Below are 12,536 nucleotides of genomic sequence, written 5' to 3'. Positions count from 1 at the left end.
ACTTGTTTCCAAGGAAACAAGTTCTTTTTCATTATGAAGCCGGCTGTTCTTCTGAAGTTTCTTCCTTCCGGCTTAAAATCGTAAAGTAAGTGATCGTCAGCGCGATCATGACGAGGGCAATGCCGATGAGTACACCGGCCATTTGCCACATGTAGCCAAAATCACCGTTTGAAATGACCGCTCTGAATCCGTTAATGCTGTAGGTCATCGGCAATGCGCCGTGGATGACTTGATAGAAATTCGGAAGCAATTCAAGCGGGAAGGTTCCTCCGCTCGCTCCCAGCTGCAGCACTAAAATAATGACTGCGATAAATCGTCCCGGGTTGCCCATCGTTGTCGCCAAAAATTGAATCAGCGCCAGGAAAGCGAGACTCGTAATCATCGTAAACACGTAAAATCTCCACGCGCTCTCAACCTCGAGACCAAGTCCCAGAAGCAGAACCGTCACCACAATCAGCGACTGAATGATTCCAACGAGCATCATGACATTGAATTTGCTGAAGAACCACTCAAAGCCGTTTCTAGGACGTCCTGACGCTTCCTTCAGCGGGAAGACTACCGTCAGCATGATGCCGCCGACATACAAGCCCATTGACAGAATATAAGGTGTCAGCCCTGTACCGTAGTTAGGCACCGAATGAATGGCGTCATCATTGGTTTTAACCGGATCGGCAATCATGCCGTATGTTTGATCGTCAGCATCGACATCTCCTGTTTGATCAGCTGCACCTTTTAGCTTACTGGACAGCTGTCCTGTGCCGTCCAATAGCTTGCCTAAGCCTGTATCAAGTGATTCAGATCCGTCTGCAAGTTTTGATGATCCGTTTTGGACTTGTTTAGAACCATCTAACAGCTTCAGCAAGCCGCCGGATACTTTGCTGCTGCCTGTTACCAATTGCTCTGAGCCCGCTTTTGCTTTGGCAAACTGCTTATTATATTCATCAATTCCGGCTGTCAGTTTATTTTGGTTTTCTGTCAGGTTCTGTGAGCCGTTGTATATCTTTTCGGCTCCAGCCGTTAATTTGTCAATTGCATCTTGAACCGATTTTGTGCCGTTGTAAAGTTCCGAAGTAGCTGCCGGCAGAGCCTTTACCTGTGCAACCTGAGCTTTCACTTCTTCCAGAGAGCTTTTTATCTCTGAAATGTCAGGCAGTTGATCAGCTGTAGGAAGCTGGCCTACTATTTGATCAAAATCAGGCACATCAACTTGCGGAAGCTGCTTTTCAGCAGAAGCGATCAGCTGGCTTTTTTGCTCCGCTGTTAAGAAATCACTCGAGTTGATGAGATTTTTAAATGCCTGATCTCGGTTTTTCAAGCTGTTTTCAAAGTCAGTCAGCTGCTTTTGGAATTCCTTCATCGCAGTCTCTGACTTTTCCAGATTGTTCACAGCTGTTTCAAGCTGTGTTAAATCAAGCGCATTAATGAGCTTTTCCGCTTTTGCTGCTTTCTCGGCTCCTGCTTGTGCTTTACTGTTGAGCTGATCCAGCCCGTTTGTAATTTTAGGCAAGCCCTGCTGCGTTTTTTGCAGGCCGGCGAGAAGCTCATTCAGCTTGCCTGTCAGCTGCCCTGAACCTGCAGCAAGCTTACTTGAATTATCATAAATTTGGTTACTGCTGGCCTGGAATTTTCCGAGCGAGCTGTCAAGCGATTGGATGCCGCTTGTCACCTGTGCCGCTCCATCTGCAAGCTGCGCCGTTTTGTCACTGATGGTGGCTGTGCTTTCCTTCAGCTTATCCAGATTTTCTTTCAGCTGGGTGCTTCCGTTTTTCGCATCCTTTGTGCCGTCATCAATTTTTTTCGCGCCGCTGCTCGCGTCGCTCAAACCTTTTGCGATATCCTTAAACTTATCAAAAATAACTTTCGTATATTGCTCGGTCACTTCTTTAGAAACAGAGGCTTTGAGTTTATCAATCGCTTTTTCACCGATCGTTGCCCCCACATAGTTGGAACCAGCATTTGTATGGTATTTCAAATCCAATTTTTTCGGATTTTTGTCCAGCACAGTGCTGGCATTCTTTGAAAAATCCTCAGGAATCTCGACAACCAAATAATATTTTTGATTTAATAAGTCCTTTAACGATTGGTCGAGATCACTGGAAAAATGCCAATCAAAGTTTTTATTATCCTTTAATTCTTTAACCAGATCATCACCGATTTGAAGTTTTTCTCCTTCATACGTTGCCCCTTTGTCTTGGTTGACAACAACGACCGGCAGCTGGTCAACTGTACCATACGGATCCCAATAAGCCTTTAAGAACACGCCGCTGTAAATAAGCGGGACAAACAAAATGGCAATGATGGGAATTAATAATTTTTTACTCGTTACGATGTCTTTCCACTGACTTCGTATTGTGTTCATCCTGATGCCTCCATTCTAAAACTGACTCACCATGAAAAATGGTCATTTTCTTGCAAAAACAAAGGATTATCTAGTTGGCTGACAATCCTTTGACTACATACAATTCAAGCAGTTCCGCAATCGTCTCTTTATCGAGCGGGGGATGCTGTTTTTCCCAATCAAAAATGAGCGCAATATAAAGCTTCAGCATCACAAAAGCTGTCAGTTCAGGGTCGCACGGCTTGATTGCACCGCTTTCGATCCCGTCTTCAATCTTATTATTGATATAAGACAGAATGCCTTGCTCCATTTTTTGGATCACATCCTGAACTGCCATTGTACCAATCTCGGCATTTTCTTGGAAAATTTTAATCGTCAGCTGATGTGTTTTCCTGAATTCCAGGATGGCAAACAGCGCCCTGTGCACATTTTCGTGGAACGGGAGGTTCGGCTCCATCGCTTCGTCTGCTTTTTGTTTCATTTCCTTCAATAATGTAGTGAAAATCTCGTCAAACAGCTCTTCTTTGTTTTTGAAAAAAGTATAGATGGTTCCCTTCCCCACGTTCGCAAGCTTTGCCACAAGATCCATTGTCGTCGCTTTATATCCGAACTGTGTGAAAGACTTTGTGGCCGCCTCCAAAATCAGCTTTTTTCGATCTATTGACATTATATTCACCTCAAAACTGACCATTTGAACATTTCAGTCATTAAGTACATATGCAAATGTATCACAACCAACTGCTCAAATCAATCATTTTTTTTCACAATATTGCCATCGCACAACAAAAAAACCTCCGCTATGACGGAGGTTTTTAGCTGAATAAATAGGTAAGCGCGTCAGACACGGCAGCTTTCCCCTGATCGATGCAATCGGGAATTCCGACACCTTCAAAAGAAGCGCCTGTCATATAGACACCCGGATACGCGGAAGCCAGTGCTTCGCGCAGCTCTTTGACGCGCTGCTTATGGCCGACATGGTACTGCGGCATGCTCTCATGCCAGCGGGTGACACATGTCATTTCCGGCTCCCCGTTTATGTTCATGACTTTCTTTAAGTCTTCTAACACAATGTTGATAATGTCGTTATCTGAGAGATCGACAATGGATTCGTCTCCGGCTTTTCCGACATATGCCCGAAGCAGCGTTTTGCCTTCCGGCGCTGCGTGCGGCCATTTTTTGTTCGTCCACGTACAAGCTGTGATTGCGAAATCACTGTTTCTTGAGATAACAAAGCCCGTGCCCTCATGTTCCATTTGGACGGCGCCTTCTGGGAATCCCAGGGCGACATTTGCCACTGATGTGGAGTGCATATTTTTCAAATGGGAAATGGCCGGAAGCTCAGAAAGCATTCCTGCAGCCGCTTTATGCGGAGCGGTCACTATTACTGAATCAGCATCAAGTGTGACGCCGTTATCCAGCTCAAGGGAATAGCCAGTATCGCTCCGGCTGATCTTGGTCACTTTTGTGCCTTTGTATACCTTCGTCAGCTTTAATTGCTTTTCAATCTCTTCTACAAGGGTCTGCAAACCGGTTGACAGAGTTTGAAACTGCCCTTGCTTTTTTGCCGTCAGCTGTTGGCCGGAGCCTTGAGGTCTTGTTTTTTTCATGCCGAGAATCAGGCTTCGGTGCTTTTGTTCTGTCTGGTAAAATTGCGGGAATGTCGACATCAGGCTGAGCTTGTCAATGTCGCCCGCGTAAATGCCTGACAGGAGCGGCTCGATTAAATTCTCAACCACTTCATCTCCGACACGTCTGCGGAAAAATTCTCCCAATGACTGGTCGTCTTTTGATTTGCTTGCAGGCAGAATGAAATCCATAGCGGCTCTCGCCTTACCGGACAAGGAAAACAGACCCGTAGAAACAAACGGCGCAATTTTTGTCGGTATCCCCATCACGGCGCCCTTTGGCATTGGATGCAGGGTCCCGTTTACCAGCACATAGGATTGTCCTGTCGCATTGTTGACAAGCAGATGCTCAAGTCCTAAGTCTTTGACGAGCTGCGGAGCGCTTTTCTTCCGTTCCAGAAATGAATCCGGCCCTCTTTCGATGATATAACCGTCTTTCTTGATTGTCTGGATTTTTCCTCCGACTCTCGGACTTGCCTCAATAAGCGTCAGCTCAAGCGGCAGATTTTTTTCTTTGATTTCTTTTTCCATATAGAAGGCGGCGGCTAAACCGGTAATGCCGCCGCCGATGATGACTACATTTTTTTTGCCGTCACTCATATTCATCGCCTTCTTTAACGTCCTATTTTTTTTAATACAACTGTTGCTAATGCATCAATAAATTCCGGCTTGGCATTCGGCATTTCCGGGCGGTAGTAGCTTGCGCCGATATCGTCAGTGACCACTTTGCATTCATAATCATTATCATAAAGCACTTCTAAATGGTCCGCGACAAATCCGACAGGGACGTATACAAATGCCTGATAGCCTTTTTGTTCGAATAAATCACGTGTTAAATCCTGTACATCAGGACCAAGCCAAGGATCAGGCGTGTTCCCTTCGCTTTGCCAGCCGACAGCATATTCAGAAACGCCTGCGCCTTCAGCAATCAATTTCGCAGATTCATGAAGCTGATCCGGATACGGGTCTCCAAATTCTTTGATTTTTTCCGGCAGACTGTGTGCGGATACGATAAGCATCGCGTTTTCTCTTTCATTCTCAGACATTGACGCATATGTGTCCTTCACTCGGTCAACCCAATATTTCACGAACTTTGGTTCATCGTACCAGCTTTCAACAGACGTAATCGTTAAGCCGCCTAGTTCCTCAGCCTCTTCTTTGGCACGTTTGTTGTAGGACTGCACGCTGAACGTGGAGAAATGCGGTGCCAGCACAATGCTGACCGCTTCTGTAATGCCGTCCTTATGCATCTCTGCCACAGCGTCTTCAATAAACGGCTCAATATGCTTCAGACCGATATATGCTTTAAATGCAATCTCGTCCTGAATCTCATTTAGGTGCTGTTCAAGCTTGTGCGCTTGCTCTTCTGTGATTCTCGCAAGAGGTGAAATGCCGCCAATTGCTTCATATCTGTCTTTCAAATCTTGAAGCATTTCAGGCTCAGGCTTTCTGCCTCTTCTGATATGTGTATAATAACGTTCGATATCTTCTTCTTTATAAGGCGTGCCGTACGCCATCACGAGAAGCCCCATTTTCTTTCTACTCACTGTTTACACCCTCTTTAATGATCTGATACAAACATTTTGACAGGATATCACCATGATACCAAAAGATATGCTTAGGAATATTGACCCATTTTCTTGTTTTGTGAATATTTATGGACAAATGCTGTCAGTTTTTTCAAAACCTCAGGACTGACGTCAGGAAATACCCCGTGTCCAAGGTTAAAAATGAAGTTGTCCGATTTCATGCCTTGATCAAGTATTTCAGTCGTTTTCTTCTCAATGACTTCCCAAGGCGCAAGCAAAATAGATGGATCCAGGTTGCCTTGCACTGTTTTGGTAATGCCTTTTGATCTGGCTTCATCAATGCTGAGTCTCCAATCAAGCCCGACAACATCGAGAGGAAGGTCATGCCAATCATTTGCCAGATGGCTTGCGCCGACGCCAAACATGATCAGCGGCACATTCTCCTGTGCAAGCTCTGAAAAGATTCGGTTCATCACCGGTTTGATATATGTTCTGTAATCTGCTTGGTTCAGCGCGCCGACCCACGAATCAAAGATTTGAATCGCTTTTGCGCCTGCCTTAATCTGCGCTTTCACATACATGATGATCATGTCGGCAAGCTTGGACATCAGCAGATTCCATGCATCCGGCATGCTGTACATGAAAGCTTTTGTTTTATTGTAGTTTTTCGACGGGCCGCCTTCGATCATGTAGCTTGCCAGCGTAAAAGGCGCACCTGAGAAACCGATGAGCGGGACGTTCAGCTGCTCATTGACAAGCAGTTTAATCGTCTCAAGCACGTAGGGCACGTCCTGTTCCGGATCAATCTGGCCGAGTTTTTCAATGTCCGCCATAGACCGGATCGGCTGATCAATCACAGGTCCGATCCCGTTTTTAATTTCAACATCGACACCGATTGCCGGAAGCGGAGTCATGATATCTTTATATAGGATTGCAGCATCGACTCCGTATTGCTCAACCGGCAGTCTTGTGACATACGCACAAAGTTCGGGCTGATGCGTGATCTCAAACAATCCGTATTTTTCCTTCAGCTTACGGTATTCCGGCTGTGAGCGCCCTGCTTGTCTCATATACCATACAGGCGTGTGATCCGCTTTCTCTCCCCGTGCAGCTTTTAAGAACGTCTCGTTAAACGTTTCTCGTTTACTCATCTGATTTCCACCTTTCATACTGCAACCATACGTTCGTATTTCTTGACTTATTACACTATACCTTGTTTTAGGCAAATGGTATAGAAATGAAGCTCAAAGTTCAAAAAATCGCCGAATTCCATTATGAGGAAAACAACTTAGGCTGAACGTAATCGGTTCCTTCCCCTTCTCTTTTTGTCTGTGTATTATAAGGCACGACTTTATAAGAAGCGCCTGAAAACAAGTTGGCATAAGGGATTTCATAGCTTCCCTTTCCTTCGACTGAATCAAGAAGTGTCTCCTTGCCGTCCTTGTTTACATAAATTCTGTATACAGCCCGGTCATCCTCTTGAGCGTTCCAATTTAATTCAATGGTAAAGAGCCCCGCAGCTTTAAATGTGTAATCCGCTTTCAGCGTTTTGACCGGATCCAGCTCAATCGGGCTTTCCAGTTCTTTGACGTTTTTAGGCTTCGTAAACACATCACCGGTTTCTCCAGCCTGTGTCAAAATATCCTTAAACAGTCTTGTTGAATACGCGCTTCCGCCTTTTAAGTAATGGCTTTGATCTGTTTTGTCATAGCCCATCCAGACAGCCCCGGTGATTTTTGGCGTATAGCCTGCAAACCAGGCGTCCTTTGTCGCTCCGGAAACGCCTGTATAAGTCGTAGAACCGGTTTTCCCAGCCAAATCGCCGTGATAGGTGCCGGACGTTGCCGTTCCCTTTTTGACCACCTGCTGCAGCATTCTCGTCATATTCCAGGACGTCTGCTTGCTGAATACCCGATTTCCTTCTTCCTTATGATCGGCTATTGCTTCTCCGTCTTCATCTATTATGCTGGAAATAAAGTACGGCTCAGTATACAATCCATTCGCGGCGAACGTATGAAACGCGCCGGCAAGCTGAAGGGGGGAAACACCTTTTTCCAGGCCGCCGAGAGCGAGCGCAAGGCCTTCGTCAGGGATATCAATGCCGTTTGCTTTCAAATATGATTTTCCTGTTTCGACGCCAATCTCATTCAGCGTCCATACAGCCGGCGCGTTTTTGCTGTACGTAATGGCGTCAGACATGGTCACTTCGCCCTCATACCGGCTGTCATAGTTTTTTGGAGTATAATCTCCGTAGGATTGCAGCTCATCCTTTAATAGAGAATATGGTTTGAATTTCTTTTCCTGCATCGCCGGTCCGTATACGGCAAGCGGCTTAAATGTGGAACCCGGCTGGCGGACAGCCGTGACGCGGTTATATCCTTTGGCTGTGTAATCTCTTCCACCGATCGCCGCTTCCACACCGCCTGTCTTATTATTGATAAAGACCGCGCTTCCTTCAGCATGCTGATCTGTTCCCGGATAATAGCTTCCCTGCTTCATCACTTGATAAGCCGTCTTTTGCAGCTTCGAATCGAGCGGCACCTTGATCGTGTATCCGCCTTGAAGCAGCTGCTCTCCGGAAATTGAATACTTATCCTCGGCCTCTTTAATCACAAGGTCGATATAGCTGTCAAACCATGGTGTTTCCGACTGTTTCTTCACGTTCAGCCCGAGCGTCCTTCCCTGCGCGCTGACAGCCTCTTTCGCACTGATGTAGCCTTGGTCATTCATCATGCCAAGAATCGTATCACGCCGCTCCTTGCTTTTATCAGGGTGCAAAACAGGAGAATACATGGAAGGCGCCTTCGGAATAGCAGCCAATACCGCGCCTTCGGAAACGGTTAAGTCTTTTACTTCTTTATTAAAGTAATAATGGGATGCGGCTTGGATGCCGTAGACCCCATGTCCGAAGTAAAGCTGGTTCAAATACATTTCCAGCAGCTTGTCCTTGCTGTAATCCCGTTCAAGGTTGATCGCAATAATGACTTCTTTCGTTTTTCTTAAAAACGTTTTGTCGTGTGTCAGAAAAATATTTTTGGCAAGCTGCTGGGTGATCGTGCTTCCGCCCTCCACCTTTCCGCCAGCTAAAATATCGCGGTACACCGCCCTTCCGACAGATTTTGTATCAATGCCGTGATGCTCATAGAACCTTTTATCCTCAACAGCGATAAACGCTTCTCTAACCTGCTTCGGAATCTCATTGATCGAGACTGGCTCGCGATTTTCTGTATACAGGCTCGCAACCTCATCCCCGTTTTGATCAACGATTTTTGAAGAGGCATGAAGGATCAGTTTTTTTTCATCTATCACATAATGGCCGAGAAAAATAATTGAAATATATCCTATTAAAGCGAGAAAAGCAGTTAGCACTAAAATAATAATAGGTATAAAAAGTTTCTTTTTCTTTATCTTAAACATGAACTCACCTCGCCTTTCTAAAGGTAGTATGGGAAAAATTGTTTTGAATTATGTTCGAAGCACTCGCCAATAGAAACTTATACCATTGTTTTGATATACTAGCAAGCAGGAGGTGGCTGATATGAAGGTTTATATTACATATGGAACAGCCGATTTTTTAAAAACGATCGTAGAGAAGCATCCCTCAGAACATATCCTTTTGATGCAGGGGCAGGAAAACGCGATTTTAATCCACGAAACCAGCGGAGAGACGGTTTTCCAGGCACCACATGCTTATGAAGTCATTGATCAAGCCGGAGAGATGAAGCATCCCGGTTTTGCAGTGTTGAACAATATTGCTGTCACTCAGGAAGGCCGTCCGCTGTTTGAAAACAGATTTAAAAACAGAGCGGGAAAAGTCGAAAATGAGCCTGGTTTTGAAGCGATTCGTGTGCTCCGTCCTCTTGACAGTGACACCTATGTCATTCTGACCTTGTGGGAAACTGAAAGAGCCTTTCAAGACTGGCAGCAATCAGCGTCATACAAAGAAGCCCATAAAAAACGAGGCACGTCTGCCGGAATTGACACAACGTCGATCTTCTCCCGTCCTTCTTACGTCACCACGTTTTTCGCTGTCGAATAGCTGCCGGCATGTCCGGCAGCTTATTTATTTGGAGGCATGCAAAATGAAGCATACTTGCCAAGGCTGCGGGTTTAAGGGATTGACGGAACCGCCATATGATCATGAAATCTGCCCGTGCTGCGATTTCCAGTTCGGATTTGATGATTACGAGATGCATCGCCAGGATGGTTCATATTTAGATCCTTCGGAAAACCTCGTCCCTATAGAAAACACATGCTTGCTGACAGTGCTGTTATTTTTTTCTCCTGATTGCTATGCGGCACATCTTCCATTATAACCCTTCCTTCTGTCCCGGCACCTTCCGCCCGCCTATGAATAATCTGTAGGAAGCGGAAGGAGTGATCAATGATGGAAGCCGGGATTTTGCCTATCCATATTCTGTACGTGTTATTTATCGGGGCGATTATCCTATTTATGCTGCTGCGGAAAGACACAACCTTTATCTCCTTATTTGGTATTTTCACCCTATCGTTATGGGCGAGTCATTCACTTGCAGCTTCTGTCAGCAGTTTATTCCGCAGCTTTATCTACGCGGCGGGCGAGCTGCTGCCTACAATTTTCATCATTTGTTTTATCGTTTCGATGAGTGATTTGTTAACTAAAACAGGGATAAATGAAGCAATGATTTCTCCCTTTGCAAGCCTTATGAAAGGTCCTGTGACTGCCTATTGGCTGATTGGCGGCCTGATGTTTGCCATTTCTCTCTTCTTCTGGCCTTCACCTGGTGTCGCTTTGATCGGCGCCGTGCTGCTTCCGGCAGCTGCCCGCGCCGGTTTTCCGCCTATTGCCGCCGCCATGGCCATGAGCTTATTTGGACATGGTTTCGCCCTGTCAGGAGACTTTGTCATTCAGGCTGCGCCAAAGCTGACAGCCGATGCGGCCGGTATTCCAGTCGGCGATGTCATTTCGGCCAGCATTCCTCTTGTGCTGATTATGGGCGCGACCACAACAGCCGCCGCCTTTCTCATGATTCAGCGCGAGCGCAAAAAACAGCTGGCTCCAGCTTCTTTTCCCCCCTTACATGCTGGTGAGCAAGACACCTCGCTGTACTTGCCGAAACGTCTGCGGTCCATACTGGCTTTGTTGATTTTGCTTATCTTTCTTGCGGATATCGCCTGCATGCTGTTGTTTAACCTGCAGGGAAATGATGCGACCGCGTTAATTGGCGGGTCTGCGATCAGTATCCTTCTGACCGTTCATTTTCTCGTGTATAAACACAAAGGACTTGAAAAAATCACTGGTTATTTTATTGATGGATTCCAATTCGGCTTTAAGGTTTTCGGACCCGTCATCCCGATTGCCGCTTTCTTTTATCTTGGCGACTCAGGCTATGAAAGTATCATGGGCGCTTCACTCCCTGAAGGTTCTCACGGAATTGTCAATGACCTTGGCATTGCATTATCCCATATGATGCCTATGTCAAAGGAGTTTGCCGCGGTGGCTTTAACTGCCGCCGGAGCCATAACCGGCCTCGACGGATCAGGTTTTTCAGGCATTTCCCTCGCCGGCTCTATCGCCAAGCTCTTTTCGTCAGCTCTTCATACTGACCCCGCCGTTCTGACCGCGCTCGGACAAATATCTGCCATCTGGGTAGGCGGCGGAACACTGGTTCCATGGGCGCTGATTCCCGCCGCTGCCATTTGCAAGGTTGATCCTTTTGAATTAGCCAGAAAAAACTTCATCCCCGTCGCAATTGGCCTTTCAGTCACAACCATCGCAGCCATGTTTTTCATGTAAATCACGATGAGTTGAAATATTCAGACTTTTTATATACAATATGGAAAACCATAGAAAAGGGGGAAGCGGCTTTGTCCATATCCACACTCCAGAAAGAGATAAACAAACAGCTCGACAGCTGTTTTGAAGAAATGGTCGAGATCAGGCGCCATTTTCACATGTATCCCGAGCTCTCGTACCAAGAAGAAAAAACTGCCGCGTTTATTGCTTCCTATTATGAATCGTTAGGCGTTCCGATCCGCACGAACGTCGGCGGCAAAGGGGTTTTAGCATATATAGAAGGAAGCGAACCCGGCCCTGCCGTCGCTTTGCGGGCCGACTTTGACGCTCTCCCCATTCAAGATGAAAAAGATGTTCCTTATGCCTCCAAAGTGCCCGGTGTCATGCATGCATGCGGCCATGACGGCCATACGGCAGCTCTTCTCGCAGTGGGGAAGGTCCTTCACCAAAACAGACATGAGCTGAAGGGAACATTTGTAATGATCCACCAGCATGCGGAAGAGTATTATCCGGGAGGCGCAAAGCCAATGATTGATGATGGCTGTCTTGAAAACGCGGATGTGATATTCGGCACGCACCTTTGGGCAACCGAGCCGACTGGAACCATTCTCTGCCGATCTGGCGCCGTAATGGCGGCGGCGGACCGATTCACGATCAAAATCCTCGGGAAGGGCGGCCACGGCGCCCACCCGCATGATACTAAAGACGCCGTCCTGATCGGCTCGCAAATCGTTTCCTCTTTGCAGCATATTGTCAGCCGCAAAGTCAATCCGATTCATTCCGCCGTCATCTCGACAGGCTCTTTCATCGCAGACAATCCGTTTAATGTCATCGCAGACCAAGCAGTACTCACCGGCACAGCACGTTCTTTTGACGAAAATGTCCAGAGCATTCTGGAAAAAGAAATCGAAGCCGTTGTAAAAGGAGTGTGCAGCATGCACGGCGCATCCTACGAGTACGACTATGAACGGGGCTATCCGGCAGTTGTGAACCATCCTGCAGAAACGAACCATTTGGTGAGCATCGCAAAGAATACGGAGGGCGTTCAGCAGGTCATTGACGGCGAACCGCAAATGGGCGGCGAGGATTTTGCTTACTACTTACAAAACGTCAAAGGCACCTTTTTCTTTACAGGTGCCGCTCCTGAACAACCGGAGCGAGTCTATTCCCACCACCATCCTAAATTTGATATCAATGAAAAAGCGATGCTGACAGCGGCAAAAGTGCTTGCGGGCGCCGCGATCACCTATCATACGCTATAAAAAACA

Annotated in this window: 10 protein-coding genes; 4 read left to right on the top strand and 6 right to left on the bottom strand. The window is 46.6% G+C overall.

Features of this window, described 5'->3' with window-relative positions; all coding sequences use genetic code 11:
* Nucleotides 1-31: 31 nt before the first annotated feature.
* The 6 genes from V756_RS0100440 to V756_RS0100415 all read right to left on the bottom strand — a co-directional run bounded on the left by V756_RS0100440 (nt 32) and on the right by V756_RS0100415 (nt 8,909).
* Entirely contained in the window at nt 32-2,359 is a 2,328-nt protein-coding gene (locus V756_RS0100440; RefSeq protein ID WP_024712903.1) for a YhgE/Pip domain-containing protein, read from the bottom strand.
* 70 nt (nt 2,360-2,429) lie between these two features.
* Complete coding sequence (locus tag V756_RS0100435; RefSeq protein ID WP_024712902.1) at nt 2,430-3,005, bottom strand: TetR/AcrR family transcriptional regulator; 576 nt, start codon at nt 3,003-3,005, stop codon at nt 2,430-2,432.
* 145 nt (nt 3,006-3,150) lie between these two features.
* Nucleotides 3,151-4,563: a protoporphyrinogen oxidase gene (gene hemY, locus V756_RS0100430; protein ID WP_024712901.1), complete on the bottom strand. Its 1,413-nt coding sequence runs from the start codon at nt 4,561-4,563 to the stop codon at nt 3,151-3,153.
* Between the two features lie 14 nt (nt 4,564-4,577).
* Entirely contained in the window at nt 4,578-5,510 is a 933-nt protein-coding gene (hemH, locus tag V756_RS0100425; protein WP_024712900.1) for a ferrochelatase, read from the bottom strand.
* A gap of 71 nt (nt 5,511-5,581) precedes the next feature.
* Entirely contained in the window at nt 5,582-6,643 is a 1,062-nt protein-coding gene (hemE, locus tag V756_RS0100420) for a uroporphyrinogen decarboxylase (RefSeq protein ID WP_024712899.1), read from the bottom strand.
* Between the two features lie 121 nt (nt 6,644-6,764).
* The gene (locus V756_RS0100415) at nt 6,765-8,909 is read right to left on the bottom strand and encodes a transglycosylase domain-containing protein (RefSeq protein ID WP_024712898.1); all 2,145 of its coding nucleotides are present in this window, start codon (nt 8,907-8,909) and stop codon (nt 6,765-6,767) included.
* Nucleotides 8,910-9,030: 121 nt separating this feature from the next.
* Between V756_RS0100415 and hmoB the strand changes: the two genes are divergently transcribed.
* From hmoB to sndC, 4 genes are all read left to right on the top strand, one after another.
* Entirely contained in the window at nt 9,031-9,531 is a 501-nt protein-coding gene (hmoB, locus tag V756_RS0100410; RefSeq protein ID WP_024712897.1) for a heme-degrading oxygenase HmoB, read from the top strand.
* A gap of 43 nt (nt 9,532-9,574) precedes the next feature.
* Nucleotides 9,575-9,808, top strand: a complete 234-nt coding sequence (locus V756_RS0100405; protein ID WP_024712896.1) for a hypothetical protein — start codon at nt 9,575-9,577, stop codon at nt 9,806-9,808.
* A gap of 68 nt (nt 9,809-9,876) precedes the next feature.
* Nucleotides 9,877-11,268, top strand: coding sequence for a hypothetical protein (locus V756_RS0100400; protein ID WP_081719734.1), 1,392 nt, complete (start codon nt 9,877-9,879; stop codon nt 11,266-11,268).
* A gap of 71 nt (nt 11,269-11,339) precedes the next feature.
* Nucleotides 11,340-12,530, top strand: a complete 1,191-nt coding sequence (gene sndC / locus V756_RS0100395; protein WP_024712894.1) for an N-acetyl amino acid acetylase SndC — start codon at nt 11,340-11,342, stop codon at nt 12,528-12,530.
* Nucleotides 12,531-12,536 lie beyond the last annotated feature (6 nt).

It is taken from the genome of Bacillus tequilensis KCTC 13622 (assembly GCF_000507145.1).
Taxonomy (GTDB): Bacteria; Bacillota; Bacilli; order Bacillales; family Bacillaceae; genus Bacillus; species Bacillus tequilensis.
Note: the sequence above shows the minus strand (reverse complement) of the source record. Positions and strands in the feature narration are given on the sequence as shown.

Coding starts and splice junctions, on each gene's coding strand:
- V756_RS0100440 (WP_024712903.1), bottom strand. CDS start 2,359: ATGAACACAATACGAAGTCAGTGGAAAGACATCGTAACGAGTAAAAAA.
- V756_RS0100435 (WP_024712902.1), bottom strand. CDS start 3,005: ATGTCAATAGATCGAAAAAAGCTGATTTTGGAGGCGGCCACAAAGTCT.
- hemY (WP_024712901.1), bottom strand. CDS start 4,563: ATGAGTGACGGCAAAAAAAATGTAGTCATCATCGGCGGCGGCATTACC.
- hemE (WP_024712899.1), bottom strand. CDS start 6,643: ATGAGTAAACGAGAAACGTTTAACGAGACGTTCTTAAAAGCTGCACGG.
- V756_RS0100415 (WP_024712898.1), bottom strand. CDS start 8,909: ATGTTTAAGATAAAGAAAAAGAAACTTTTTATACCTATTATTATTTTA.
- hmoB (WP_024712897.1), top strand. CDS start 9,031: ATGAAGGTTTATATTACATATGGAACAGCCGATTTTTTAAAAACGATC.
- V756_RS0100405 (WP_024712896.1), top strand. CDS start 9,575: ATGAAGCATACTTGCCAAGGCTGCGGGTTTAAGGGATTGACGGAACCG.
- V756_RS0100400 (WP_081719734.1), top strand. CDS start 9,877: ATGATGGAAGCCGGGATTTTGCCTATCCATATTCTGTACGTGTTATTT.